Source organism: Vibrio sp. McD22-P3, from assembly GCF_021568915.1.
Taxonomy (GTDB): domain Bacteria; phylum Pseudomonadota; class Gammaproteobacteria; order Enterobacterales; family Vibrionaceae; genus Vibrio; species Vibrio mediterranei.
The window spans coordinates 77,440-102,932 of sequence record NZ_JAKGTN010000014.1 but is presented as its reverse complement, the minus strand read 5'-3'; the positions used below and the strand labels follow the sequence as shown (position 1 = coordinate 102,932).

Annotated in this window: 27 protein-coding genes and 1 riboswitch; of the genes, 16 read left to right on the top strand and 11 right to left on the bottom strand. The window is 44.2% G+C overall.

What is annotated here, in order from left to right:
- The first annotated feature begins 5 nt into the window (after window positions 1-5).
- A complete protein-coding gene (locus L2W36_RS17205) occupies window positions 6-2,168 on the top strand; it encodes an EAL domain-containing protein (RefSeq protein ID WP_081411515.1) in 2,163 nt (720 codons plus the stop codon).
- A gap of 113 nt (window positions 2,169-2,281) precedes the next feature.
- On the opposite strand, the gene L2W36_RS17200 is transcribed toward L2W36_RS17205, so the two are convergent.
- A complete protein-coding gene (locus L2W36_RS17200; RefSeq protein ID WP_006069386.1) occupies window positions 2,282-3,256 on the bottom strand; it encodes a GGGtGRT protein in 975 nt (324 codons plus the stop codon).
- A 15-nt stretch (window positions 3,257-3,271) separates the two neighbouring features.
- Window positions 3,272-3,964: an iron-sulfur cluster assembly scaffold protein gene (locus L2W36_RS17195; protein ID WP_006069385.1), complete on the bottom strand. Its 693-nt coding sequence runs from the start codon at window positions 3,962-3,964 to the stop codon at window positions 3,272-3,274.
- Window positions 3,965-4,070: 106 nt separating this feature from the next.
- Window positions 4,071-4,135: riboswitch (Fluoride riboswitch) on the bottom strand.
- Between the two features lie 316 nt (window positions 4,136-4,451).
- Between L2W36_RS17195 and L2W36_RS17190 the strand changes: the two genes are divergently transcribed.
- On the top strand, window positions 4,452-6,164 hold the full coding sequence (locus tag L2W36_RS17190) for an ArnT family glycosyltransferase (RefSeq protein ID WP_124941323.1): 1,713 nt from the start codon (window positions 4,452-4,454) through the stop codon (window positions 6,162-6,164).
- Window positions 6,165-6,560: 396 nt separating this feature from the next.
- Window positions 6,561-6,740 carry a hypothetical protein gene (locus L2W36_RS17185; protein WP_006069383.1) on the top strand — a complete coding sequence of 60 codons (180 nt, stop codon included), beginning with the start codon at window positions 6,561-6,563 and terminating at the stop codon, window positions 6,738-6,740.
- 40 nt (window positions 6,741-6,780) lie between these two features.
- Here L2W36_RS17185 and L2W36_RS17180 read toward each other — a convergent pair whose 3' ends face one another.
- Together L2W36_RS17180 and L2W36_RS17175 are read right to left on the bottom strand one after the other, a co-directional pair.
- Window positions 6,781-7,551, bottom strand: coding sequence for a helix-turn-helix domain-containing protein (locus tag L2W36_RS17180; protein WP_236110753.1), 771 nt, complete (start codon window positions 7,549-7,551; stop codon window positions 6,781-6,783).
- A gap of 288 nt (window positions 7,552-7,839) precedes the next feature.
- Entirely contained in the window at window positions 7,840-9,462 is a 1,623-nt protein-coding gene (locus tag L2W36_RS17175) for an ABC transporter substrate-binding protein (protein WP_124941324.1), read from the bottom strand.
- 165 nt (window positions 9,463-9,627) lie between these two features.
- Between L2W36_RS17175 and mpaA the strand changes: the two genes are divergently transcribed.
- Window positions 9,628-10,365 carry a murein tripeptide amidase MpaA gene (mpaA, locus tag L2W36_RS17170; RefSeq protein ID WP_236110751.1) on the top strand — a complete coding sequence of 246 codons (738 nt, stop codon included), beginning with the start codon at window positions 9,628-9,630 and terminating at the stop codon, window positions 10,363-10,365.
- Between the two features lie 9 nt (window positions 10,366-10,374).
- Here mpaA and L2W36_RS17165 read toward each other — a convergent pair whose 3' ends face one another.
- A complete protein-coding gene (locus L2W36_RS17165) occupies window positions 10,375-10,593 on the bottom strand; it encodes a hypothetical protein (protein WP_124941326.1) in 219 nt (72 codons plus the stop codon).
- A gap of 239 nt (window positions 10,594-10,832) precedes the next feature.
- Between L2W36_RS17165 and L2W36_RS17160 the strand changes: the two genes are divergently transcribed.
- The 4 genes from L2W36_RS17160 to L2W36_RS17145 all read left to right on the top strand — a co-directional run bounded on the left by L2W36_RS17160 (window position 10,833) and on the right by L2W36_RS17145 (window position 14,712).
- Window positions 10,833-11,234 (top strand): hypothetical protein, encoded by a 402-nt coding sequence (locus tag L2W36_RS17160; RefSeq protein WP_124941327.1) that lies wholly within the window; start codon window positions 10,833-10,835, stop codon window positions 11,232-11,234.
- 98 nt (window positions 11,235-11,332) lie between these two features.
- Window positions 11,333-13,432, top strand: coding sequence for a protein-disulfide reductase DsbD family protein (locus L2W36_RS17155; protein WP_236110813.1), 2,100 nt, complete (start codon window positions 11,333-11,335; stop codon window positions 13,430-13,432).
- Window positions 13,422-13,949, top strand: coding sequence for a protein disulfide oxidoreductase (locus tag L2W36_RS17150; RefSeq protein WP_062462029.1), 528 nt, complete (start codon window positions 13,422-13,424; stop codon window positions 13,947-13,949). Before L2W36_RS17155 ends, L2W36_RS17150 begins: the two co-directional genes overlap by 11 nt.
- Before the next feature lie 25 nt (window positions 13,950-13,974).
- Complete coding sequence (locus L2W36_RS17145; protein ID WP_236110750.1) at window positions 13,975-14,712, top strand: DsbA family protein; 738 nt, start codon at window positions 13,975-13,977, stop codon at window positions 14,710-14,712.
- Here L2W36_RS17145 and L2W36_RS17140 read toward each other — a convergent pair.
- Entirely contained in the window at window positions 14,705-15,649 is a 945-nt protein-coding gene (locus tag L2W36_RS17140; RefSeq protein ID WP_062462021.1) for a LysR family transcriptional regulator, read from the bottom strand. The two genes, L2W36_RS17145 and L2W36_RS17140, sit on opposite strands and share 8 nt — an antisense overlap.
- Window positions 15,650-15,749: 100 nt before the next feature.
- On the opposite strand from L2W36_RS17140, the gene L2W36_RS17135 reads away from it, so the two are divergent.
- Together L2W36_RS17135 and L2W36_RS17130 are read left to right on the top strand one after the other, a co-directional pair.
- Entirely contained in the window at window positions 15,750-17,102 is a 1,353-nt protein-coding gene (locus tag L2W36_RS17135) for an MATE family efflux transporter (RefSeq protein ID WP_236110749.1), read from the top strand.
- 70 nt (window positions 17,103-17,172) lie between these two features.
- Complete coding sequence (locus L2W36_RS17130) at window positions 17,173-17,505, top strand: zinc ribbon domain-containing protein YjdM (RefSeq protein ID WP_006075210.1); 333 nt, start codon at window positions 17,173-17,175, stop codon at window positions 17,503-17,505.
- Window positions 17,506-17,612: 107 nt separating this feature from the next.
- On the opposite strand, the gene L2W36_RS17125 is transcribed toward L2W36_RS17130, so the two are convergent.
- Together L2W36_RS17125 and L2W36_RS17120 are read right to left on the bottom strand one after the other, a co-directional pair.
- On the bottom strand, window positions 17,613-18,053 hold the full coding sequence (locus L2W36_RS17125) for a YtoQ family protein (protein WP_065311702.1): 441 nt from the start codon (window positions 18,051-18,053) through the stop codon (window positions 17,613-17,615).
- 14 nt (window positions 18,054-18,067) lie between these two features.
- Window positions 18,068-18,364, bottom strand: a complete 297-nt coding sequence (locus L2W36_RS17120; RefSeq protein WP_031495897.1) for a putative quinol monooxygenase — start codon at window positions 18,362-18,364, stop codon at window positions 18,068-18,070.
- 86 nt (window positions 18,365-18,450) lie between these two features.
- Between L2W36_RS17120 and L2W36_RS17115 the strand changes: the two genes are divergently transcribed.
- A complete protein-coding gene (locus L2W36_RS17115) occupies window positions 18,451-18,855 on the top strand; it encodes a VOC family protein (protein ID WP_006075207.1) in 405 nt (134 codons plus the stop codon).
- Window positions 18,856-18,900: 45 nt separating this feature from the next.
- Here L2W36_RS17115 and hutZ read toward each other — a convergent pair whose 3' ends face one another.
- Genes hutZ through hutW form a run of 3 tightly spaced genes read right to left on the bottom strand, consistent with a single transcriptional unit; the run spans window position 18,901 to window position 21,463 of the window.
- A complete protein-coding gene (gene hutZ / locus L2W36_RS17110) occupies window positions 18,901-19,437 on the bottom strand; it encodes a heme utilization protein HutZ (protein WP_006075206.1) in 537 nt (178 codons plus the stop codon).
- 59 nt (window positions 19,438-19,496) lie between these two features.
- Complete coding sequence (hutX, locus tag L2W36_RS17105; protein WP_031495893.1) at window positions 19,497-20,006, bottom strand: heme utilization cystosolic carrier protein HutX; 510 nt, start codon at window positions 20,004-20,006, stop codon at window positions 19,497-19,499.
- 35 nt (window positions 20,007-20,041) lie between these two features.
- Complete coding sequence (gene hutW, locus L2W36_RS17100; protein WP_236110748.1) at window positions 20,042-21,463, bottom strand: heme anaerobic degradation radical SAM methyltransferase ChuW/HutW; 1,422 nt, start codon at window positions 21,461-21,463, stop codon at window positions 20,042-20,044.
- Window positions 21,464-21,627: 164 nt separating this feature from the next.
- On the opposite strand from hutW, the gene L2W36_RS17095 reads away from it, so the two are divergent.
- The 5 genes from L2W36_RS17095 to L2W36_RS17075 all read left to right on the top strand — a co-directional run bounded on the left by L2W36_RS17095 (window position 21,628) and on the right by L2W36_RS17075 (window position 25,493).
- The gene (locus tag L2W36_RS17095) at window positions 21,628-22,386 is read left to right on the top strand and encodes an energy transducer TonB (protein ID WP_236110747.1); all 759 of its coding nucleotides are present in this window, start codon (window positions 21,628-21,630) and stop codon (window positions 22,384-22,386) included.
- A 2-nt stretch (window positions 22,387-22,388) separates the two neighbouring features.
- Entirely contained in the window at window positions 22,389-23,087 is a 699-nt protein-coding gene (locus tag L2W36_RS17090) for a MotA/TolQ/ExbB proton channel family protein (protein ID WP_038227150.1), read from the top strand.
- On the top strand, window positions 23,080-23,496 hold the full coding sequence (locus L2W36_RS17085) for an ExbD/TolR family protein (protein WP_006075200.1): 417 nt from the start codon (window positions 23,080-23,082) through the stop codon (window positions 23,494-23,496). Before L2W36_RS17090 ends, L2W36_RS17085 begins: the two co-directional genes overlap by 8 nt.
- Window positions 23,497-23,541: 45 nt before the next feature.
- Complete coding sequence (locus L2W36_RS17080; RefSeq protein ID WP_038227151.1) at window positions 23,542-24,396, top strand: heme/hemin ABC transporter substrate-binding protein; 855 nt, start codon at window positions 23,542-23,544, stop codon at window positions 24,394-24,396.
- 62 nt (window positions 24,397-24,458) lie between these two features.
- Window positions 24,459-25,493, top strand: a complete 1,035-nt coding sequence (locus L2W36_RS17075; RefSeq protein ID WP_062458292.1) for a FecCD family ABC transporter permease — start codon at window positions 24,459-24,461, stop codon at window positions 25,491-25,493.

Below are 25,493 nucleotides of genomic sequence, written 5' to 3'. Positions count from 1 at the left end.
ATTGAATGAAGTTGAGACTACGACTACAAGGACAATACATGCTAGTGACATTTGCACTAGCCGTTGTCATGACGTTGACCAGCGCAGGTATTCATATATGGCTTTCCTCCGCGCAATCGAGCCGACTGCTTAACGAGTTAACCGTTCAAAATAGCAAGACCTTTCGAGCCGAGTTGAGTAAACGCGCTGATCAAATGTCAAGCTATCTGTCAGATGCGATGTTTGATCCTCTTTATATGTATAACCAGGAAGAGGCCAGCTACCTCATTAAGCCAATCACCCAACTAGGTGAAGTTAAACGTCTGGTCATCTTCGATAAACAGGGGCGAATATTTCATGATGGGGATGAATCACTGGAAAATATCGGTAAGCCTTTCCCTTACCCCAACCAGATTAGCAGCGTACTACGTTATGGCAGCTCAATTCAGTCCTTCGGACCTGATAGCCTAACTGTTTTCCGTCCAATCGCAGCAGCGGACCAAGTAATTGGCGGTGTTTTTATCGAGCTATCACTCGATAAGGTTCAAAAGGACATTGATTCAGTAACAACTCTAATAAAGGCCATCGATCGACGCTCTAAAGAAGAACTGTACATCGGCGTGGCACTAGCCGCCGTATTACTACTGACTATCTCGGCTATCATCGCAACCATTATTTCTCGCCGTTGGAGTAAACCTCTCATTAAGCTTACCGAGCAAACTGACGCCATAGGTCGAGGGGATTTTACTCGCGCGGAGAACATCACTGCGGTTGATAGACAGGATGAGATTGGGGATTTGAGTATTGCCGTACGTTCAATGGCAACCAAACTCGAGCAGCGCACGCAAAAGATCACTCACCTAGCCTATCACGATGCGTTAACAGAACTGCCTAACCGCACACGCTTTATACAGCATCTGCAGAGCACAATTAAGTCTTATCCAGCGACTTCATTTTCGGTGCTGTTTCTCGATTTAGATGAATTCAAGGTAGTCAATGACAATTACGGTCATGATAGTGGTGACTTTTTACTGATAAGGCTGGCTGAAAAACTCAGTTTATGTGCCCGTGACATTACCAATGACCATCCACTGACCATGATTTCTCGTATCGGTGGTGATGAGTTTTTAATGCTTATTCCGCACTTAAAAACAACAGAGGATGTAGACGCCGTAATCAAAAAGATCTTTGTCGCGGTGCGCTCCCCTATTTTGATGGAAAATGAAGAGCTCGTTGTTGGAGGCAGTATAGGTGTCGCCAGATATCCGTATAACGGTAAAACCTCTGAAGATTTAATCAAAAACGCAGACATTGCCATGTATCGAGCCAAAGCTGATGGCAAGAACACTCATAAGGTCTTTACCCCTAAGATGTTCAAGTCTGTCGTACATCGTGCCAATATTGAACGAGAATTACGACGTTCACTGTCTGATTTGCAACAATTCGAACTTTGGTTCCAGCCATTGGTTTGCATAAAGACTGGACGGATACTTGGTGCTGAGTCTCTAGTTCGTTGGAGACATCCAACCTTAGGTATCGTTCCTCCTGTTGACTTCATCTCTATTGCAGAAGAAACAGCGATGATATTGCCATTAGGGCAATGGTTAATTGAAAGACTTTGTATTCAGCTACAACAATGGGCGCCTTACTTCGCACCTGATTTCCATGCGTCTATCAATATCTCGTCGAAGCAACTTTACAGACAGAATTTGGTGGAAATGTTTGCGTTTTATATGGAGAAGTATCAAGTTCCAGCCAAAGCAATTCGAATCGAAATTACAGAGAGCTTATTACTTCAGGACGAAGATGAGGCAGAACGTACGCTAAAAGCGATCCGTGAGAGTGGCATTGAAGTATGGTTAGATGACTTTGGTACTGGCTACTCGTCTTTAAGTTACCTGCGTAAGTTTACCGTAGACGGAATTAAGATTGACCGTTCCTTTGTTAGAGACATTATCACTGACCCTAAGGATCAACAATTGGTACAGGCCATGGTCGCTATGGCCAAAAACCTCGACTTACTTGTTGTTGCCGAAGGAATTGAGAAAATCGAACAGGCCGAAAAACTGTCGCAGTACGGCTGCCAGATTGGACAAGGGTATTACTACGATAAGCCAATGCCTGTGGATGACTTTGTGAAAAGGCTCATCAATGCCAGCGAGTCTAACGTGGTTGAATTCAAAATCTAAAAAAGCCGCTCCAATGGAGCGGCAATACTCAACGACATGTTTTGTTATAGTTATGAGGAAACAAACTCTCTTCAAAATCTTGCAATGCCAATATCGTTTTCTTGAGATTAAGGCTATTTATTCAGTCTTAGGTCCACTTCTACCGCTAACGCCACTGACGCTCCCACCATAGGGTTGTTACCCATCCCGATGAAACCCATCATAGCCACGTGAGCTGGCACTGAAGAACTGCCTGCAAATTGGGCATCAGCATGCATTCGGCCCATTGTGTCTGTCATACCATAGCTCGCAGGGCCCGCCGCAACATTGTCTGGATGTAGAGTACGACCAGTACCACCACCAGAAGCCACAGAGAAGTACGCTTTACCTTGGTTAAGTCTTTCTGATTTGTAAATACCCGCTACCGGATGTTGGAAACGCGTTGGGTTTGTCGAGTTACCTGTGATACTTACATCAACTTGAGCGGCATGCATGATGGCCACACCTTCACGGACATCATCCGCACCAAAGCACAAGATTTCTCCGCGCTCGCCTTTACTAAAGCGTTTACGGCTAACTTCATTGAGTTCGCCAGTTGCGTAATCATACTGAGTACGGACGTAAGTAAAACCGTTGATGCGTGAGATGAGATAAGCGGCATCTTTGCCTAGGCCGTTAAGGATAACTCTTAATGGAGATTTTCTAGATTTGTTTGCGTTCAGAGCAATTTTAATCGCCCCTTCTGCTGCTGCAAATGACTCATGACCAGCAAGGAATGCAAAGCATTGTGTTTCTTCATTAAGCAATCGAGCTGCTAACGCACCATGCCCTAAACCTACTTCTCGCTGCGCTGCTACACTGCCTGGTTTACAGAATGCTTGCAAACCCTCACCAATAGTTGAAGCCGCTTCCGCCGCTGTCGCTGCTTTACGATGAAGAGCTAAAGCAGTACCTAAAGTATAAGCATCACATGCATTATCAAAGGCGATTGGTTGCGTGTCTAAAACCAATTGTTTTGGGTCAATACCCATTTCAAGACAGTAGTTGTAAGCCTCTTCAATTGAGAGGAAGTTCATTTCATTAAGTAGTGCTTGTTTAGTAATAGTCATAATAAATTCCTCAACTTAGTCTTGACGTGGATTAACAGTTTTAACAGCTTCATCAAAGCGGCCATAAGTGCCTTTCGCGCTAGCTAGTGCTTCGTCAGCGGCCACACCACTATTGATTTGAGCCATCATTTTGCCAAGGTTAAGGTATTCATAACCGATGATTTCACCGTCTTCATCAAGCGCTAATTGGGTAACATAGCCTTCAGCTACTTCCATATAGCGAGGACCCTTGATTCGGGTTGAGTAACTCGTTCCTACTTGACTGCGTTGAGTTTTCCCTAGGTCTTCTAATGCAGCGCCAACTTCAAGACCACCTTCGGAAAAAGCGGATTGAGTTCGACCATAAGCGAATTGAAGAAAAATCTCGCGCATTGCGACGTTAATTGCATCGCAAACCAAGTCAGTATTCATCGCTTCTAGAATGGTTTTTCCGGTAAGAATTTCGGATGCCATCGCCGCGGAATGAGTCATGCCTGAGCAACCAATTGTTTCAATAAGCACTTCTTCTACGATGCCATCTTTAACGTTAAGCGTTAACTTCGCCGCACCTTGTTGAGGAGCACAAGCACCAACGCCATGACTCAGGCCAGAGATTGCGATAACGTCTTTGGGATTGATCCAGCGGCCTTCGACAGGAATTGGCGCGGATGCATGAAGGTCGCCCCTTTGAATTGGGCACATAGATTGAATTTCGTGAGCGTATTGCATGTCGTTTTCCTCGATAAAGGAAAACAGGTGTAGAACGGAACTAATGATCTAACTACAGTTCGTCGATCCCAAAATAGGATCGTCCCAACAGATACACCTGTTTTCAGAAACTGTAGGAGTCATCAGCCGATTTGGCGGTTAAGTAGGTGGAACCCCATCACCTTGGTTGCAATTTTAGATCTAAATCACATTTTTGTGCAAGACCTCTGTCTAGAACCATTATTCATAAAAATATTTAGTTTTATATTCATAACGCAATAAGCATAATGATATCAACTATTACAAAGTCGATACATAATCGGCTCTAATATCAAGGTATAGTCGTGTCATTTTGGCGTTAATTATCTTGAAAAACACCGTTTATTTAGCCTGTTAGGCATTGCTGTCTCAAAGCAGTCTCTCTAGAATTTTGAGCTTTAATTAACCACCTTTATTAACAGAATGATCGTAATGCGATATCCCTTCGCAGTGTCAACGGAGAAAAGTAGTGTCAACATCGTATTCAAGTGAGCAAAACAACAGTTGGAAGTTCGTTTTGTTGCTTGCCATCATCGCAGTGGTATTTAGTGGGTTATTCGACCACGACGTCTGGACGCCCGACGAACCTCGTGTGGCTGCCATTATTCATAGCATGTACATCACAGGTGACTTCATCATCCCTCAGTTTGCTGGCATTTCATTTGTAGAAAAGCCGCCTGTGTTCTTTATCATCTCAACCGTATTAATGCACGCAACGGGACTGGACGCCATCATGGCTGGGCGACTTGCTCTTTCCTTGTTGTGTCTGGGATCACTTGCCGCTACATATCGAATCGCTTACCTATTTAAAGGAGAGAATTTCGCATGGATGGCACTGGCTGTACTTGGGACACTTGAAGGTTTTATCCTCAACTTTCATTGGTTGCGAGTTGATGCTGCATTAATGTTTACTACAATCGCTGCAACTTGGGCCTTTAGTGAAGCCTACCTACGCCAAAAGTTAGGCTATTTAATTGTGGCAGGTGCATTTACTGGGCTAGCCTTCTTAAGTAAAGGGCCAGTCGCCATCGTGCTTTGTATAGGTCTAGCATGGGTACCGTTAGTATTACGAGCTTTAACCCTAAGGAAACAGTTTCCCGAACAAGCGACCTCAACCAGCCAGTTTGTACTGATGCATGTGATTGGTATCAGTGTGATGTGTTTAGTCGCCGCGAGTTGGATTTATCCTTTCTACAAGACGGCTTCTCCAGAGCTTTGGAAAGCATGGTTTTGGGATAATCAGGTAGGCCGACTGACAGGCTCTGCAACAAATACTCTCGGCCACAATAACGCGGGAAAACCTTTCTATTATGTCAAGGGTATACTGGAATACAGTGCGCCATGGACACCACTATTATTACTGTGGCTAGGCAACTTTATCTATAAGCTACGCCAACCAAAACAACTCTCTTGGACAGATGGCTTCTTCGCTTTTTGGTTCGCTATCGCTATCTTTGTCCTGTCTTACTCAGTGACAAAGCGTTCTATGTACTTAGCGCCGCTAATGCCGCTGTTTGCTCTTATTATTGCAGATGCGTTAACAAGCTTCTCTGGCAAATGGTTTAACTGGTACCGCAAAGGCTGGCTTGCGCTAATGTCATTAGTTCTGATTGCATTTGCTGTTGTGCCTTTATGGTCAGGATTTTTGCCAACGAGAAAAATTCCACCAGCACTAATGGAATGGTTGAGTACGTGGCACTTGGTAGCATTGTTACCTATCGCCGCTATCGTTTTGATGGTGCTCGTAGAACGTAAGCCATGGCCGCAATGGAGCAAGATGGCAATCATCACTGCCCTATTCTTCTCAAGTGCCTTTAACTACTTGTTCCCAGCGATTGATATTGCAAAAGACATGAAGCCGGACTTAAAAGCTTTTGTTGAGCAAGTGCCAGTAGAAAAAAGAGACCGTATTGCAAGCGTGCGTTTCTCCGAAACTATGACGTCGATATTCTTCCTCTACCATGACTGGGCAGTTCCACAAGTCAGTGTTGAGCGTGCTCAGGCCATTTTAGATGGAGTGGACCCTGACTACGATTACCTGTTACTCGATAGAAGTAACTCAACAACTGACATAATCAAGTTCACGCCATTCCGTGAGGATACACAATACAAGATCCTCGCAAAAGGAACGCCTCGAAGTGACAAAGAAAAGGATGCGGTTTTTTGGCTTTCTGGACAATAACCGAAACTAAATTGTCATAAAACATTTCAGCCCTCTAGAAATAGAGGGCTTTTTCTATCTAAGACTTGTTGCACAGATCACAATAACGTCAACCTACATCGCTGATTCTACGCAGTCGTTAATATTTAGTTGCAAACCACCCTCACGCATCTAACTGAAAATAAAGTTATTATCTTAGTGAGCTAAGGCAACAATATTCCTTCCTAATGACCTCTTTGGTTCTATATAGTCTTTGCATTTGATTGGAGTTATTGAAGCCTTTATCATTTTTCAAATACGGTTGATATACCACACGACATATTTTAAAGTCTACCTCTTGGCAGTCTGGCTAACTGTCATAAAAGTCAGATAGACTCAAAACCAAATAAATAAAAACAACGTCACAGGCACATAAACATGTTCGAACAAAAGACATTTCAGTTAATGAAGAACACTCTTGAAGGCAAGGTGAAGAATATCGATGTCATCCCACGATGCAGCAAAGAGTCACTAATTGAGGCCATTCATAGCGCATCAACTGTTAATGACTTAATCGGAATCAATAAAGCGATTCTGCGCCTCATTAGTAAGGCTTAGCTGGTGCTTTGGGACGGGTAGTTGACCTGTCCCTTTTTAATTAGCGTTTAATTGATGAATGCGGACCTGGTAATTTCAATTTAGGTTGAAATTCACCTTTCGCTCCCATGTCCACAATGGTGTATTCGTTGTAACGCTCGGTGCAATCATAGCGACTCTGGCTTAGTTTATGAGCGTTAATCATCAGCTCTTCTAACTCAAGATTATATTGATGAAACTCTTCTTCGGTTAATGTTAGCTTTGCGCTAATCAAGTAAACATTATTATCGTCAGGATCTATCTCCTGGACTTCGGTCTTTAGAGCATCAATCACTTGGTTTTTAAAGAAATTTGAGAACTGGCTATGCTTTCCAAATGCAATGTGCCGTGGTACCGACAGCTTAAACTCCAATCCCTCAGAGAGTGCAATCAACCCAACATTTTCCAAATCACGTAAATAAAGGTACATAGATTGTTTATCTAAGTCATAACGCTGCATGAGGTCGTCTGCACTAAGGTACTCATCAATAATGCCAGCTATTAGTGTATAAAGCTCCGGTGATTGACAAAACGCGCTATCTTGTTGTTCTGTGTAGGTTGGCACTTCACTGACAGCGTTTTCTGCATTCAAAACAATGGTAGATAACGGTGTTTGGATCAGAGCTGCAATGTCATTCATCCGACTAATGGAAAGCGGCTGATGTAAGTTGAGCATCCGTTTTACACTGACTTCCGACACCTGAAGTGCTTTAGCAACATCCAAGTAAGACATTTTTGAGTTTTTCAGCGCTCTTTTTAACTCTTCGCAAATCTGTTTAGCGATGGCATCCATTGTACAAATGTTCCAAGTTTCTTATCGTGCCACCCAAAGTATCACATTAAGACCTAATTTTGTTTCCAATTGAGGAAACGAATCAATATGCGACCATAAAAACTCAACCACACTATATTAGGTCGCCTTATGATGAACACTATTTTCGATTTTGTCCCCGAACTACAACGACGCAGCTATCAAGAGAATTTAGCTCCAAAAGCTCAATCTGGCTTTTTCAACTCGACACAAAAAAGCCAGCTTAAATTAGCTGGCTTGGCAATCATTGTGGTGGTCTTAAGTGGACTTTTATTTCGCTTTTACATATAAGTCCTTGGAGTAGATTCGCCCTTCAACATTATTCATTGGAAACCCGCCGACCGTCGGCCTTACTAAGCGAGCTTGCATGTAATAATAGATTGGCGCAATCGGCATATCCTGGGCTAACAAGGATTCTGCCTGATCGTAAAAACGCGCTCGCTCTTCGTCTGTTGTTGCAGCGAGTGCTCCATCAATAATCTTGTCGTAAGCCTTGCTCTTGTAAAACGCTCGGTTGCCCGCATTATCAGACGTCATCAGACTTAAGAACGTAGATGCTTCATTGTAGTCTCCGCACCAAGAAGTACGAAGTACGTCAAAGTTACCTTCACGACGAGCCACCAAGTATGATTTCCACTCTTGATTCTCTAACTCTACTTTTGCCCCCAAGTTTTTATTCAGCATTGACGCAATCGCTACAGCAATTGATTTATTGCTTTCGCTTGTATTGTATAGAAGTTTAATGTCCAGTGGGTTGGCATCGTTGTACCCTGCTTCAGCGAGTAACTTCTTAGCCTTCTCGTCACGTTGTTTTTGTGTCCACTTGCTGTAATCAGGTTGCGTCGCGTCAAAGCCCGCTACATATTTGTGAGCAAACGTATAAGCAGGAAGATTTCCAACTTGTGTTACACCATCTGTAATCACATCACGCATAATGGTGTAGGAAACCGCTTGACGCACTTTTGGATCATTAAATGGCGCTTTGGTCGTATTGAAAGCGTAATAGTAGGTACACAGCAACGGAACAACGGTATAGGCATCCGGCTGTTCTTTCTTGAGCTTTGGTGCCATTGCAGTTGGTACATCCGAGGTAATGTCCACTTCTCCAGAGGCGTAGCGGTTCATCGCTGCTGTTTGACTTTCAAACGGAATATAAGTGACTTGATTGAGTACCGTATGATCGTTATCCCAGTACTGATTGTTTCTCGCCAATTCAATACGTTCGTTAATGACCCAGTTCTTTAGCACAAACGCGCCGTTAGAAACCATATTCCCTGGCCTAGTCCACTTATCTCCAAATTGCTCTAGGTTTGACTTATGGACCGGCATCATTGATGAATGTGCAGTCATAGCGACAAAATACGGCACCTGACTGTCCAGCTCATACTTTAAGGTGTAATCATCCACAGCTTTCACCCCTAACGAATCTAGCGGCGCTTCTCCATTAATGATGGCTTGAATATTCTTAATTTTGGTCAGCTTTAAATACCAACCATTAGCCGAGGCAAAGTTAGGATCGGCGGCTCTTTTAAGGCTATAAACGAAATCTTGCGCGGTAACCGGATCGCCATTTGACCACTTCGCATCTTTTCTTAAGTGAAAGACAAAGGTTTTGTTGTCACTAGTTTCCCAAGACTCGGCAACACCGGGAATGACATTTCCTTCTTTGTCTTGAATCACTAGACCTTCAAATAAGTCCCTTAGAACATGCATTTCTGGTAACCCCTCAGCATTAGCCGGGTCCAGCGTTGCTACTTCCGCATCGTTGCCACGTACGATTTTTTGAGTCTCAGCCAGTTGTGTGCCATCGGGCACCGTCGCACTCTGTACTGAAAACGTCGCTGCAATGAGCGCTGATAGAATCGATACTTTCCATGAAGTAGTGTGTTTCATCCTAAACCGCCTGATTGGTGTCGTTATTATAAATTTGCCCTTTGGTCATCGATAACACATTGGTTTCTTTACAACAAAAAGGCTTTCAATAGCATTACATCACTATTTATGGCATATATAACCACAGAATGCCGTGAGGAAAGGCAAGAAGTTGGGATGTAGAAAATGGATAATGCAAATCAAACAAAGCCGCAATTACGCCCAAGAGCACTAAGGGCAGAATTTCAAAACAAACCAGAAACATATGGTCACTCTGTTTTAGGCGCACCATTATTGTACTTTCCGGCGCCAATCGACTCACCGGAGCGAGGACTCATACTGGCAGGTACCCACGGAGATGAGACTGCATCCATTACCGCGTTGTCGTGTGCCCTTCGTACCCTGCCTGCTGAATACCTGAAACATGATGTTATCTTATCAATGAACCCTGATGGCAATCAGTTGGGGACTCGCGCCAATGCCAATCAAGTCGATCTAAATAGAGCTTTCCCGACGAAGACATGGACGGACAAAGGAACAGTATATCGCTGGAGTACCTCAGCAAGTGAACGTGACGTCAAAGTAAAAACTGGTAATGTGACTACTCTTGAACCAGAGATTAGTGCCCTTGTTGACCTGATCGAGGCTCGAAGACCACAGTTTGTCGTATCACTTCATGAACCATTAGCCTGTATCGATGATCCGGAACATTCTGACTTAGGTAAGTGGCTTGCAAAGCGTTTCTCACTGCCTTTGATTGACGATGTCGGGTATGACACGCCTGGTTCGTTTGGGAGTTGGTGTGACGAGAAAGGACTACCTTGCATCACGCTCGAATTTCCTGCCATTTCAGCGGACAATGCGATAGAAGAACAGTTAGAAGCACTTATCGATTTGTTGCAATACAGTTCAACAAGTGCTTAATCAAAACGGTTACTTGTCATTGCGACGTTTGAATTTGCGGCCAAGATAAACCACACCGACTAATAATGCGATGTAGTAAAAAAACTGGCTGACATACATACCAATTTCATCTTTGTTCGGTAGATTCACGTGCTCCCAAAATGTAAATACCTGTTCCGACTTACCCGAATCAAAAATCATCCAGACGGTCACCGCCAGACAGACACCCATGAATACCAAATTTCTCATTTACTACACGTGCTCCATTCATTGACTCTCTTACCTTAGCCACTTATTGGACGTGTGTGAGAGCGAGTAATCTGACAAGACTATCAGTGAAGATAAACAAAATCAGTGATTCATACCCGTTAATTTTCACTCCCGTTAAAATTAATCTAGATTACTTTACATTTTTGGACATGATTTCACTTGACGTTTATGACTAACAAGATAACGTAAGCACTCATTTTAAACACGACGGCTTTGGTTTGCATACATTTAGGCAATCTATTTTTCGCACACTCTTCCTACTCACTGCCATTTTGGTAGTGATGTTTTGTGCGCTAAAGACGAACGTTGCATACCACAGCCAACTGGTAGAAGTCGCACCAACACCCGCACCTTATATGAGCGAGGCGGCCCTGTTCAACTCCAATTCCATCGAGAAAATCGTCCATAACATCACCCCAGTTGATGAACCATGTCGATTGACACAAAAGTTGCTTGGACAATCTTTTGCTCATTTAGAAACCTTTACTCCGCTTCTGTTTTTGGTCGCTTTGTTAGCACTGCTTTCTGAGCGCAAAGTTAAGCCAGCCCATACTCGCCGAAGCGATACCTATCCTCCTAAGCTCAGGCTTCACGTAACTCACTGTACTTTCCGGGAATAAAACGCCTCCAACTTAGGTCTATTTATTACTTATTGGAGATTACTGTGTCTTATACAAACACAATGTTAACGACTCGCACTACGCGTAGCCGTCTTTTAATGTCGCTTTGTCGACAAACATTTAGCACTCTAGTGCTAACGTTCGCGATCGTCTTCGTTGCACTTTACAGTGCAATGTCAAATGCGCAATCTACAGGATGGATTCAAGATCCAATGCATCCACCGGTGAAGGTTCGGCTGCTATCTACCGGCCACCTCGATCCACAAACTAAACAGATGGAGATGGTTCTTAATGTCGAACTCGATGGAGAGTGGAAAACCTATTGGCGTAGTCCCGGTGAAGGCGGTGTCGCACCAGAATTTGATTGGAGTGCTTCGACGAATGTCGAAGCGGTAGATTGGCAATGGCCCGTACCTGCTTATTATGAGCAGCTAGGGGTGATGACATTAGGGTACAAACACGAAGTCAGCTTCCCGATTATTGTCACCGTGACAGATACGTCCAAACCAATCTCGCTCAAAGCCAACTTGCGATTGCCAAGCTGCACCAATATCTGTGTGATAGCGGATTACCCAATTGATTTAGAGATTGATCCCAATGTTCTCTCACTAGATTCCGATGCCGCGTATCTGTTTGGTCAAGGCATGAGCTTGACGCCCAAAAAGGACAACCAAATCTCCGTAGAGGCAAGCTACTGGAATCAGCAAGCACAAGAGCTTCAACTTAAGCTAACCAGCAAAACGGCTTGGAAAAAACCACAGATTTTGGTCGATGGAGACGAAGTCAGTGATGAGTTCTTCGCACAACCCAAAATAACCATCGAAGGCAATACTCTGTATGCCAAATTTGATGTTAGCAATTGGCTTGGTGAAGCAGATATCAGTGACAAAAACATTCAAATTACCGTGTCAGATGAGCTGATATTAACGGAAACGTCAACACAAGTATCCACGATACCAATGGCCTATCCTGAGAGTGGAAGCCTCATTTGGATGATAGGATTCGCTCTTATAGGCGGTCTGATTCTCAATATCATGCCTTGTGTACTTCCAGTGCTTGGCATGAAGCTTAACAGTATCATCTCGGGCGTGAATCAATCGCCAAAGCAAGTTCGATTGTCATTTCTCGCTTCCTCGTTCGGCATCATCAGCTCATTCCTACTACTTGCTGGTGCCTTAACATCTCTGAAGATGGCTGGGCATATGGTTGGTTGGGGTATTCAATTCCAGAATTATTGGTTTATTGCCTTTATGGCGATAGTTACCCTATTGTTTTCAGCGAATTTGCTTGGTTTATTCAACATACAACTCCCAAGCAGCCTCAACACCTGGATGGCATCTAAAGGTGACCATAGCTATGGGGGGCATTTCGTTCAAGGGATGTTTGCAACGTTACTAGCGACACCATGTAGTGCTCCCTTCTTTGGTACTGCAGTTGCGTATGCACTGGGAGCAAGCTATACCGAGCTTTGGTTGATTTTTGTGGCACTCGGCATCGGAATGAGTTTACCGTGGCTGTTGTTTACGCTGTTCCCATCCTTGGTTAATGTCTTCCCTAAACCAGGTCCTTGGATGAACAAAGTGAAGCTAGCATTTGGTGCAATGATGTTATTGACCAGTCTTTGGTTAGTAACACTACTGTCAACCTTTATTGGTTTTGCTTTAACCGCAGCGTTGGTAGCCATTATTATCATTGCTACCCTGGTACTCATTAGCAAACAATACGGGCGCAAGGCAGTAGCTGTTCTCTCTGCGCTATCGATTTTTGTCGTTGGTGGTGGACTGATCATCGGCAGTGTGACCGCAGATAAATGGTCCACGCCTATCGTTGATGATCTTCACTGGCAGAAACTGGATCGTGATCAAATACCAGAGCTCGTGGCTCAAGGAAAAACCGTATTTGTTGACGTTACTGCTGACTGGTGCATTACCTGTAAAGCCAACAAAATTGGCGTCATTCTACAAAACCCAGTTTATGAAAAACTTCAGCAATCAGACATCGTACTGATGCGTGGAGACTGGACAACGCCAAGCGACAGCGTGACTCAATACCTACAGAGCTATGGACGCTTTGGAGTGCCATTTAATATTGTCTACGGTCCAGAATATCCGCAAGGCATCCCAATGCCCGTTATTCTGACTTCAGAGGTGGTTATGCAGTCTATCGATATGGCCAGCGGAGAAACACATGAAGGCTAAATCGACCGAAGAAAAACCTTGGTCCAGCCGTCTTAAAAAATGGTCAAAAGAGCTCATCAGCATTGTTATTTTGATGACATTGGTTTCAATGGCTCTGGATTGGTATCGCAGTACATCAATGCCCAGTGGTGAAGCGCCTTCGTTAAAAGCGATGACCACCCAAGGCTTGCCTGTCGATATCATTCAACAAAGCCAGGAAAAACCGGTTGTACTGTATTTTTGGGCGACGTGGTGTGGTGCTTGTAAATTTGTCAGCCCAACGATCAATTGGTTTGCAAGCGACCATCAGGTGCTATCTATTGCCCTATCGTCGGGTACAAATGAACGCGTCCAACAGTATATGACTGCTAAGGAATACGATTTTCCGGTGATTAACGATACAACCGGGCTAATTAGTCAACAATGGAACATCAGTGTCACACCGACCGTTGTCATCATAAACAAGGGGCAGATTGAGAGTATCTCGACTGGCATCATCACGCCGATTGGGCTGTGGTTACGAATTTTATTTGCCTAGTGTTCACTGGGCATAAGGAAAAACAATGAAAAAAACACTTATTTCAATGGCGATCAGTATCGCTGCGCTACTTCCAACTCTGTCTCATGCTGCTTTAACCGCTGAGCAACAACAACAGTTAGACAGTATTCATCAGCTATTGACCGAAAACCCAGAGATCATCGGCGATCTACAGCTAAGTCTTCAACAATATGTCGAAGGTCAAAAACAGCTTGAGAATGCAAAAAAGCAGAGTGAATCATGGCTAAACGATACGACAATTCACACTGTTCTGGGAAATACAGATGGATCGACAGTCATCGTCAATTTTACCGACTATAACTGCCCATATTGCAAGCGCTTGGATGGCGAACTGACGAAGTTAGTTGCTAACTATAAAGATGTAAAAGTCATCAATATCTATGTCCCGCTCAAGCAGCAAGTCATTGAAGGGCTCGATACTAACTCCGCAGCATTTGCCATTAAGGTTTGGCAGCAAGCACCCGAAAAGTTTGTAGAAGTGAATCGTCTACTTGTCGCGAAACCTGGTATACATACCAAAGACTCTATCGAAGCAATCGCGAAGAAGACAGATACAACACAGTATCTAACAGGTGATACTAAAATTAACGAGTCTTTAGTGAAAAACTACAAAACATTTGTTGCCTTGGGCTTACGTGGGACACCCGCTATGTTCATTGGCGATGAGCTGATTCCAGGCTATGTCCCTTACGACAAACTGGAACAGGTCATCAAAAAGAACATGGCTGAAAACGCTAGCTAATTGGCCCCCAACCATAATGCTCAGAAAGCTGATTGAGCTTTCTGAGCTCTTCTTTCGTTTCGGTCATTAGCCATTGCGCTAACTCCTCAACAATCGGTGAGCCCGTCCTCTTATGGCAGAAATAGCGCCAACTACTAAAATGGATCTGCGCATTTTTGGGGCACACAAGATACTCTCGTTCCAGTTCCGGTAAAGCAAGCAGTAAATCGGTAACGGCAACACCATGGCCTGACAAGCAAGCACTCAAGGTTAAATCCAAGGTAAAAAATGTTGAATTTCGCACCGGTTGATTACTCTTGTATTGGATTTTATCCAACCACACTCGCCAATCAATATGATCAAGTGTTGGATGTAGTCTTGGTAGCGTCAGAAGGTGTTCAATATCGCGGTTTTCACCGAGTAACTGCTGAGTACAAACAGGTGCCATGTACTCTTCTCGCATAAAGGATATTTCCGGATCGTTTTGATAAGCTTCACTTTCACGAGTGGTAAAAACGAATAGGTCATAATCGCCTTTCCTTAAACTTTCCTCTTCATCAATTACCGGAATAACGGCAATTTCATAATCAGGGAAACGCTCGTTGAGCTTCTGTATTTTCGGTAATAGCGCTCGAGTGGCATAACTTAACGCTGCGCGAATCACTATCTTGTTACTCTGGACTTCTTTCCAAGACTCAAGCAACGACTGAAGGGCTTGATAATTACGTCCCAAAACTTCAAACAGTGCTTGCCCTTTCAACGTCAGCTGAATTGAGCGATGACCACGAATAACCAATGATGCATTGAGATCATCTTCAAGTTGCTTAACTTGGCGGCTCACTGCACTTTGAGTAACGTGAAGCTCTTGCGCTGCAGAGGTAAAGCTCATATGCCTTGCTACGGTTTCAAAGACTTTTAGTGCATTGTGTGAATAGGGAATATTCGAATATAGATTCATAATTGCTCACATGATCTGAAGTCATGCCAGAGTGACACAAATGTTAATTGAACACCATAGTTATGCATATAAAATGACCTCATCATAACCTGAGGCTATCATGAAGAAAATTCTATCCCTTGCTGCACCACTTATTGTTTCTCAGCTAATTTCAATGGCGCTGGTCCTTACTGATGTTTGGATGATGGCACAATTGAGTGTGAGTGATCTTGCGGGTGGTGGTCTTGGAGCCTCAGTCTATACGTTCGTTTTCCTCATCGCAGGTTCAACCGTAGGATGTGTCGCGAACCTCATCGCCATTGCTTATGGACAAAGTGTAGCTCGCCCTGAGTATGGATTAAAACAAGTCCGATTGGCAGTAAAAGGCGCTCTGATGTTAGCCGTGCTTCTGACTATCATCCTAACGACAGCGTTTGTTTTCGCCCCAGATTTTCTGAGAGTTGCTCAACAGCCTGAAGAAGTGATTACGGTCGCCATGGTCTACCTTGATACTTTAAAGTGGGCCATGTTACCGACGCTATTGCTGCTTATCTTGCGTGGCCTGACGAGTAACTATGGCGATGCCAAATCTGTGATGATTATGTCTCTGGTTACCGTCATTTTGAACGTCCCTTTCAGCTATTGGTTAGCATTTACTTTGGATTGGGGAATTGCCGGGCTCGGTATAGGTACAGCTCTTGCCGCAACACTGGTCTTAATTGGTTATGCGACTTGGGTATTCAAACGTCCAGTGTACTATCGGTTTGCACCTTGGCTCCATCTTGAGGAATACAACTGGCGTTTGATGTTACCGTTATTGTCGATGGGTATCCCTATTGCTATTGCAGGAGCTCTAGAAATGGGGCTGATATACGGTGGCACCTTGATGGCAGGGTTTATTGGCGTAACTGCTCTTGCCCTGCATCAAATCCTATTGCAATGCTTAAGTTTCACTTGGAATATTAATTTTGGTTTTTCTCAGGCTGCGGCCATTCTTGTGGGCAAAGAGTTCGGCAATGATAACCTCATTGGAGTCAAAGCCGTTGCGAAGCGAAGCTTCGCACTAGTGACGATACTAAGTGCTGTACTAGCGGTAGTCTTCATTGTTTGGCCGAACGCGATTGCCAGTTTGTTCCAACTGGATGGAGAAGGTGAACATGCATTAACGGACATGTTATCTTCATTGATTTGGGTTGTCGCACTGTGCTTCGTAGTAGATGCTTGGCAGTTGTTAGCCATTAACCTGCTTCGTGGCATGAAGATCGTCAAGCTTCCAACTCTAATGACCGCCATAGGATACTGGGCATTTGGTCTACCAGCCGCATGGTGGTTAATGGAACGCTATGAGCTTGCTGGTATCTGGGGCGGTATATTGGTGGGTTTAGCGGTAACTGGGTTATTGTTACTGGCGCAACTTATTGTCGAACTGCGTCCTTCAAAGACGCTAAGAGACAACGTGGTTGGCGTTGGCTAATAAACTGCTCGCATCATACTGGCAGAGTTATTACCATACTCACAAACTATACTGAAATCAGGATTTAACTATGTCTCTTCCTCCTTGCCCAAACTGTCAATCTGAGTATGTGTATCAGGACCAAAGCCAACTCATCTGCCCTGAGTGTGCTCACGAATGGAATCCTAATGAAGTGCCGGAAGATGCCATCATTGTTAAAGACTCGAATGGTGCAGTATTGGAAGCTGGTGACAAGGTGACGATGATCAAAGACCTTAAAGTTAAAGGCAGCTCTCTAGTCATCAAGATTGGCACGAAAGCTGTTGTTCGCAATATCAATGATGGTAAAGACCATCAGCTTGATTGCAAGGTTGATGGTGTTGGTGAAATGATGGTGACGGCAAAGTTCGTTAAAAAAGCCTAGCCCGCGCCATTACAGCTGACAAGCCAGCAGTCTTCTAGATTGACCAATAAAAACGCACATATTTTTTCACTATATAACTAAAAAATGTGCGTTTTTGTTGTCTGACATTAGTTGTTAGTCACGTACTGCAGAATCTCCACGATCTGTTGTGGTGTCTCAGCCCATGCCATTGCCGCGGCATCTACCTCTTTAAGAGGATGAATAATCCCTTCGTCGTGCAAAGTGATAAATGGTTTATCTAACGCGGCCAACATACCAGCATCAAACGCAGCATTCCATTGACGGTACTTGTCTCCAAACCTAACTACACCAATATCGCATTGTTTAATTAGGTTTTTAGTGCGAATCGCATTCACTTTCGATGATTGATGATCGCGCCAAAACTGGACGTCGTTAGATCTAAGGTGATCGCCCGCTGCATCGCTAGATTCATGATCCGTATTCGCGGAATAAAACTCGATATCTAACTTAAGCTCTGCAGCACCTGCGATGATTTGCTCACGCCAATCTGTATGAATCTCTCCGCTCAAATACACTTTCCAACTCATTTTATTTCCTTGTTTTATGGGTTTGTCGCAATCACATCAGCTCTTATCACCATGGTGTCGAGCACCAAATCTGCAAGCAATTTACGACTGTCTAAATAGTGCGATGTCTGTTTATGTACCTGCAGTGCGTGCAGGTCTTGGTAGATTTCGTATAGGTAGAAATCTTGGGGTGCTTCCTTATCTTGAATAACGTCAAACCGGTAACACTCAGGCTCGTTTGTCACTGAGGCTTTAGCATTTTCCATCATTACTGATTTGTAGTGCTCTTCGCTACCTGGTTTCACCCGATTTCGAACAATAATGCAATACATCTTACCCTCTCCTTGGTATGAATTTGAAATCACATGTATTTATTGTATACAATTTAATTGAAAATAGAATACAAAGGATGTAAAGAATGAAAAGACCTTCTCCATTTAATGGTATGAGACACATCGCGTTAGTAGTGGAAAAGTTTGAAGAGTGTGAAGCGTTTTATACCGATATCATGGGTATGGAAGTGTTAAGAAGAGCCAATGAAAACTTGGTGTACTTAACGTGTGGCAACGATAACCTATCATTAGGAAGAGCAAAAGCTCAGCGAGTCTGCTCACCCACTAGCGTCGACCATTTTGGATTTATCGTCAACAGCAAGGAAGAGCTTCAAGAATGGTACGAATTTATGCAGGCGCGGGGCGTCACGCTATTAGACGAGCCCCACGACCATAGCGATGGCGCGCGGAGCTTTCATTGTAAAGATCCCGAGGGGCATGTCATTCAGCCCCTCTATCATCCTGTTGTTTCACACCAAACGTTCATTTAGAGCACTTGGTGTATCTGATATTACTCTTAGTGACTGTATCGTCGCTTAAGCTTCAGATTTTTCGACTTTACGATGACCTTCTTGAAGATGTACAAAATCAACAAGGTCATCGCCAGATACTTGATATGCTTGCCCAAAGCCTTTAACGAAAAGACCTTGTTCTGCTTTCAAGTTAAATAGAATGAAGTCTTGTAGTTGACTTAGACCATCAATGATTTCACCAAAGCGATCTTGCATTTGAGCAATAACAGCTTGCCATTGCTCAGTATCGCGCTCAACAATGGACGCTACAGCGTCAAACGTCAGTCGCTTGCGTGCAAAAAGCTGTTTACTGTCGCTTTCATCTTCAATCATCATTAAAGATACATTAGGATTTTTCTCAAGGTTGCGAGCATGACGAGCAATCTGAGAGATCAGAACAAAGTATCCATCCTGATTTTGGACGTAAGGCGCATAACTAACGTTTGGTCGTCCCTCTTCATCTACCGTTGCCAATTGAATGGTTTTACGTTCTTGACGAAACTCTTTGATTTCTGGGCCAAGTCGACCTTGTAAGCGTTCTTGCTTAACTTGTTGATCCATTATGAATTCCTCACTTTCTCTAATAATTATAATTCTAAATTTGAATTTTGGTTGAGCGTTTACTGGCTAGATAACCTTTGCTTAAGAGCGTTAAATTGCTCTACCTGCTCAGGGAATAGGACTCGCTTCTTGTCACGCCCTAGGTAAATCTTAAACACGTTATGACCTGTTTCATCGAAGAAACCAAAATAGTGGCTTTCGCTGCCCATAAAAGGTTTGCTTACCAAAGCCACTTTAGTAATTAGGTCGAGCTTCAAATGTCCATGAAGTTCCCCTTCCTTGCCCATCAGGTTGTAATAACCTCGAGCAACTTTACCTTTAGGGAACGGTGCTTTTACTTCAAAGATTGAGCCAAACGAATGAACTATTGTCGTCACAGGACCCCAAGTTGTTAATGATTCGAGTAACTCCTGTGCAACGCTGCCGTCTGCAATGGCAACCATCTCGTCTGGCAGTGCACAAACAACATCACATTCGGTCACTTGTAGCTTCTCGGCAATAGCAGCTGGCAATAGTGACGGTTCTTGTTCCAGTATCTCAGCAACTTGCTGTTTTAAACTTTTTGACATTTTATTTTCCGTGATAGGTTTCCAATATTTACAAGCTAGGAGGCCATCTTCGATGGATGTCCTTTGCCACTTTGATCATGGCCGTGACCATGCGGATGTGTGTTCATACTTTTACGAGGGCTCAACGTATTAATCGCTTCAATGGCGCCCTGTGCGAGCGTCACAGCCCAGAAACTGCCAGCTAGAGTCAGCACCAGGTAATCTTGTTCTAGCTCCACCAATCCATTTTTACTCCAAATAGCGAATAATGGTTTAAGCAGCTCGAACGTATCCTGCCCTTTGAAACTTGGTAGTGCACTGCGACGTACAACACCACTATCGAAGCCCGCTTTGAGTGCCGCATTAATGGACTCAGTCGGCCCTTGCTTCACCATCATCGCAATCGTAGAACGACCACTCTTCATTGCGTCCATATACGCATCAAGTGAGCGATGATGCATCAACCCATAGCCACCAATGTTGCCACCCGCACCGCAACCAATAGGTAATACCTCAGCATAAGTTTTCGCCAAGCTGTTATATTGACTACGTTCACGATTGTCGCGAGCCCAATGGTTAACACTCAGTTGTTTAATATGATGCTTATCCATAAAGGCAACACCACGTTCGTACATACTGGCTTTGTCCGGGGTTGTTCCCGGCGCGGGTATTCTTCCTTTCTCGACCATGTTTAGCATCGGTGCACTACCACCAACCACCAACTGATAAAGATCCGCACCATGAGCTCCCGTATCCAAAAAGTCTTGTAAGTCTTGCTCAAACACATCCAAAGTTTGGTATGGAAGTCCGTAAAGCAAGTCAATGATTATCGGAGCCTCGTCCCTCGCACTTAACGCGGCAACTCGCTCCAGCACGACTTCACGGTCATCCAATCGCTTGGCGCTTCGGCGAACTTTAGTGTCAAAGCTCTGAATTCCGAACGAAAAACGGTTGAAGCCTCCTTCAAGTGCTTTATCAAACATCTCATCGGTGAAGCGGTTGGTTCGACCTTCAAGCGTTATTTCGCAATCAGTAGACAACGGAAATGAAGAACGAATAGTTTTGCCAAGTATCTCTACCTGATCTGGCGACAAATCCGTTGGCGTTCCACCGCCGATATACACAGCGTGAAATAATCCTGATTGCGTCCACGTCAAACGGGACTTTATTTCAATCTCCTTTAATAGAGCCTCGAAATAGTCATCAACAAGCTGGCGACTCGCTGCGTTTTGAAAAAAATTACAGAATGTACACCTAACCCGACAAAACGGGATATGGATATAGAGACACCGCTTATTTGCTTTAGACACAGAAGTAGACGTGATGTTCTCAAAAATCTGAGATTGCTGCTCAGCAGCGATTGGCATCGACATTCCTCCTGCATGAGGAGATGACTTTTTATTGAATGCAAAACGGAGTGGATCCGGCGTCGATATACCAAAATGAGAATCATTTAATTGATTCAAGTCAATTTTCATAGCTAGTCTCAAAAGAGTTCAAAGCCCGTTAAACAAAGGGCTAATCCAAAACTCAAATGATCATAAATAGACTTAAATGATAATGCAATTGATAATTGATCTTATTTTCATTGTAATACATAATCTCACTTGTGAATTGATTTGAGGGATAGGCTGGAGTTGTTGTGAATATTACCCGCTATGTTGTTGCTGGCGTTGTTTCTGTTGCCTTACATATGAGCTTAATGCTGGCTCATAAAGAACAACAAGTCTTCGCAATGCCTTCTGGAAGCACTTCTCAATCTGTCTCTCTTAACTTTGTCGCTCCAAAAGCATCTCCAACAGAGAAGCCATCCGAACAGCAAAAAACAGACCCTACTCCGCAAGAAAAGCCGGTAGTGAAGGAAACAGCTCCCGAAGTGGTTAAGAAAGAGGTGGTGAAAAAGAAGCCGCAACCCGTTAAGAAACCTGAACCGAAGAAAGTGGTTAAGAAGCCTCAACCTAAACCAGCTCCTAAGAAAAAGCCTGTCGAAAAGGTGGTGAAGCAGGAAAAAACCAAACCACTGAAGCCAGAGAAAACCGAACAGAAGAAAGTAGATAAAACACCATCTAGCTCTGACAGTGCGCCTAAAGCGGTCGTAAACAGTGGTGTCAGCAGCGAACCCATTTTGGTGACTGAACCAGCGTTCCTATCAAAACCAGTGCAACCGCGCTACCCGCGTATTGCCCGTAAACGTGGCATTGAAGGTGTTGCAACGTACGAAATTTGGCTAGATGAAAAGGGTCGACAAGTAAAACAGGTGCTTATCTCCTCTTCTGGCGCGACTATCTTAGATAAATCTGCGCTCGACGCTATCAAACAATGGCAATTCTCTACACATACTGTCAACGGTGTGGCGATGGCACATCGAATTCAAATACCCGTTCGTTTTAAATTGGATTAATCATGGAACAACTGCATTATCTCGAAGAGCAACTTGGCTTGATGGCATGGCCACTTATCATCTGCTCTGCCTTAACCGCAATGATCATCATCGAGCGTCTATTTCAAATCGCAATTAGTAGCGGTGTAGGAAAGAGTGCTATTCGACAAGAGCTCAATCAAGCATCTCCGGTAAACGAAAAAGAGATCGAAGCACTGGCGAAAGATTTAGTTCAGAAACGCCCGCTTCTTTACAAAGGGGTGGCAATGCTCCTCGCACATCACTCATTTGCCAAATCACTTCGAGAAGACGCTGCTTCCATTTGGCTGCAAGATAAACGTCACCAACTCCACTCAGGACTACGCATTTTAGGATTGATCGGTGTTATCAGCCCGCTTATTGGCCTTCTTGGTACTGTGCTAGGTCTGATTGAGATGTTCAAAGGTATTGCGGCTGCCTCAGGCAACGTCACCCCGAATGATCTGGCTGACGGTCTTGGGCTGGCAATGAGAACCACGGCGGCAGGTCTCATCATTGCACTACCTGCTATCGCAGGTTCACAACTCATTGGCCTGTGGGCTGACAGAATTGTTGCCAAACTTGAGCACACTCTTAACTACGTTAACTTATGGTTAGAAGGCGTGGAAATGCAGCACTCTGATAAAGATCCACTCGTTGTAGACAATATCGATAAACTGCCAGCGAGAGCGGCACATGATTAAAGTCAGCCAAAACCACCAGCAGAGTTCACTCTATCCAGATTTGACCCCACTTCTCGACATCATCTTCATCGTTATGGTGTTTCTGATGTTGACGGCATCTGTTCGTTTAGAGTCACTGCAAGTCGACTTACCCACTACCGAGTCCTCTGCCGTTTCTGAGGTAGATACGCAGTCCATTACGGTCAACATTCTGGCTCAAGAGCCCTATTGGGCTATAGATGGTAAACACTATATCGACTGGGAAAACTTCAAATTGGCTTTACTCGAACAATCCAGTTCAAGCAAAAGCCCAATCATTATTGGAGCAGAGAAAACGGCAGACGTTCAACATCTCGTGCAACTACTCGCTTTTATGCAAGAGAACGGTATACCAGCGACCCAACTGCTCACCGACGAACCAACAGACTAATAATGACTCAAGTTAAGAATCACACCAATTAACAAGGACTATTCAATGAACAAAACGCTTAAAAACCTGATGTTGGTTGGCGCACTTTCCACTATTCCTGCGGTTTTCTCTAGCGCAACTGCAGCAGAAAAAATCGTCAGCGCTGGCGCATCCGTAACTGAGCTGATTTACGCGCTAGATGCTCAATCTAAACTCGTGGGGGTTGATGTAACAAGTGTTACGCCAGAGGGAACCACTATTCCTAAGGTTGGCTACCATCGTGCCCTTTCTGCGGAAGGACTATTGGCACTAGAACCGACTCTGGTTATTGGTTCCGATGAGATGGGACCAAAACCAGCCCTCGACCAGCTAAGTCGTGTCGGTGTTGACGTTGAGGTGGTCGATACGTCTTCAACCATCGAAGGGCTGAATCATCGTATCGACCAGATAGCCAAGCTAACTAACAGCGAAGCAAAGGTTGGTGAACTAAAAGAAAAAGTAGCTCAGCAAGTAGAGGCACTCAACAGTAACCAGCCTAGTCAATCCAACATGAAAAAAGTGCTATTCCTTCTGATTCACGAAGGACGCCCGGCTAACGTTGCAGGTAATGGTACTACTCCAGACGCCATCATTAAGCTTGCAGGAGGTATCAATCCAGCGGCTAGCCAAATTGATTCGTACAAACCGCTATCTAATGAAGCCATGGTAGAAATGCAACCTGATGTGATTCTTGTGAGCGGTAGAAGCTACGAGAAAATGGGCGGAAGTGATGCGGTATTAAAAGCGCTCCCTCTTCTAGCCGCAACTCCAGCTGGGAAAAATGGTGACATCGTGACGATTGATGGCCATGCCCTTGTTGGTGGATTAGGTCTCAAGAGCTTGGCGGAAGCCAAACGCATTAATGAACTACTTTATCCATAATCACCATAACAGCGTGGTGTTTGCCGCCACGCTGTGACCTTTGAAAGAGATATTCAACTTTTATGTTAAGACGGTTCTCTAATACCTACGTTTTCGGCGGCTTCGCAGTTTTACTCTTCTTTTCTGCTGTTTACTCGATAACAGTTGGTCCAATGAATATTACTATTATGGACAGCGTTATTGCGCTCACTAGTCGAAGCAATACCCTAGCCCCGCATATCAATTTGATTATTCACGATATCCGATTACCTCGAACCATGCTTTGTATGTTTGTTGGAGCTATTTTAGCGGTATGTGGGACGGTCATGCAGGGTTTGTTTCGCAACCCACTTGCGGAGCCAGGTATTATAGGCGTTTCCGCTGGAGCTTCTCTTGGCGGAGCGATTGCGATTGTAGGTTTTTCAATAATCGGTGTTGAGTTTCCTCAGTTTATGGCTTTAGCTGTCGTGCCTGTTTTCGCGTTTTTTGGTGGCGCACTGACAACTCTACTCGTATACAAACTTGGCACTAGCAAATTTGGAACGTCGGTAACTATTATGTTGCTTGCTGGGGTGGCTATTAGCGCACTTTCTGGCGCTGGTATCGGTTTTCTTAACTTCGTTGCCGACGATCAAATGTTGCGCGATCTTTCCTTATGGTCAATGGGCTCATTAGCAGGAGCAACTTGGGGCAAAATTGCTTTATCAGCCGTTACACTTATCGGGTTATTTTACTTTTTCTATAAAAAAGCAATGTCGTTAAATGCTCTACTTCTTGGGGAATCAGAAGCAAAACACCTTGGTATCCCAGTTCAAAAGCTCAAACGTCAATTGATTTTGCTTACTGCTGTTGGGGTGGGCGTCACCGTGAGTGTCTCGGGCATGATTGGGTTTATCGGGCTAGTCATTCCACATCTAGGACGCATGTTGTGTGGCCCAGATCATCGCACTTTACTACCACTGTCTGCTTTGTTGGGAGCGTTACTGATGACCGCTGCTGACATGTTTGCTCGGGTTGCGGTTGCTCCAGCAGAACTACCCGTAGGGATCGTGACCGCCATTATCGGCGCCCCCTTCTTTCTCTACTTACTATTCCAGCAGAAAGGGAAAATCTTATGA

Coding starts and splice junctions, on each gene's coding strand:
- L2W36_RS17075 (WP_062458292.1), top strand. CDS start 24,459: ATGTTAAGACGGTTCTCTAATACCTACGTTTTCGGCGGCTTCGCAGTT.
- L2W36_RS17165 (WP_124941326.1), bottom strand. CDS start 10,593: ATGAGAAATTTGGTATTCATGGGTGTCTGTCTGGCGGTGACCGTCTGG.
- L2W36_RS17180 (WP_236110753.1), bottom strand. CDS start 7,551: ATGGATGCCATCGCTAAACAGATTTGCGAAGAGTTAAAAAGAGCGCTG.
- L2W36_RS17140 (WP_062462021.1), bottom strand. CDS start 15,649: ATGAATCTATATTCGAATATTCCCTATTCACACAATGCACTAAAAGTC.
- L2W36_RS17195 (WP_006069385.1), bottom strand. CDS start 3,964: ATGCAATACGCTCACGAAATTCAATCTATGTGCCCAATTCAAAGGGGC.
- L2W36_RS17080 (WP_038227151.1), top strand. CDS start 23,542: ATGAACAAAACGCTTAAAAACCTGATGTTGGTTGGCGCACTTTCCACT.
- hutZ (WP_006075206.1), bottom strand. CDS start 19,437: ATGGATCAACAAGTTAAGCAAGAACGCTTACAAGGTCGACTTGGCCCA.
- hutW (WP_236110748.1), bottom strand. CDS start 21,463: ATGAAAATTGACTTGAATCAATTAAATGATTCTCATTTTGGTATATCG.
- L2W36_RS17135 (WP_236110749.1), top strand. CDS start 15,750: ATGAAGAAAATTCTATCCCTTGCTGCACCACTTATTGTTTCTCAGCTA.
- L2W36_RS17090 (WP_038227150.1), top strand. CDS start 22,389: ATGGAACAACTGCATTATCTCGAAGAGCAACTTGGCTTGATGGCATGG.
- L2W36_RS17145 (WP_236110750.1), top strand. CDS start 13,975: ATGAAAAAAACACTTATTTCAATGGCGATCAGTATCGCTGCGCTACTT.
- L2W36_RS17200 (WP_006069386.1), bottom strand. CDS start 3,256: ATGACTATTACTAAACAAGCACTACTTAATGAAATGAACTTCCTCTCA.
- L2W36_RS17085 (WP_006075200.1), top strand. CDS start 23,080: ATGATTAAAGTCAGCCAAAACCACCAGCAGAGTTCACTCTATCCAGAT.
- mpaA (WP_236110751.1), top strand. CDS start 9,628: ATGGATAATGCAAATCAAACAAAGCCGCAATTACGCCCAAGAGCACTA.
- L2W36_RS17120 (WP_031495897.1), bottom strand. CDS start 18,364: ATGTATTGCATTATTGTTCGAAATCGGGTGAAACCAGGTAGCGAAGAG.
- L2W36_RS17150 (WP_062462029.1), top strand. CDS start 13,422: ATGAAGGCTAAATCGACCGAAGAAAAACCTTGGTCCAGCCGTCTTAAA.
- L2W36_RS17155 (WP_236110813.1), top strand. CDS start 11,333: ATGTCGCTTTGTCGACAAACATTTAGCACTCTAGTGCTAACGTTCGCG.
- L2W36_RS17130 (WP_006075210.1), top strand. CDS start 17,173: ATGTCTCTTCCTCCTTGCCCAAACTGTCAATCTGAGTATGTGTATCAG.
- L2W36_RS17175 (WP_124941324.1), bottom strand. CDS start 9,462: ATGAAACACACTACTTCATGGAAAGTATCGATTCTATCAGCGCTCATT.
- L2W36_RS17125 (WP_065311702.1), bottom strand. CDS start 18,053: ATGAGTTGGAAAGTGTATTTGAGCGGAGAGATTCATACAGATTGGCGT.
- hutX (WP_031495893.1), bottom strand. CDS start 20,006: ATGTCAAAAAGTTTAAAACAGCAAGTTGCTGAGATACTGGAACAAGAA.
- L2W36_RS17115 (WP_006075207.1), top strand. CDS start 18,451: ATGAAAAGACCTTCTCCATTTAATGGTATGAGACACATCGCGTTAGTA.
- L2W36_RS17205 (WP_081411515.1), top strand. CDS start 6: ATGAAGTTGAGACTACGACTACAAGGACAATACATGCTAGTGACATTT.
- L2W36_RS17185 (WP_006069383.1), top strand. CDS start 6,561: ATGTTCGAACAAAAGACATTTCAGTTAATGAAGAACACTCTTGAAGGC.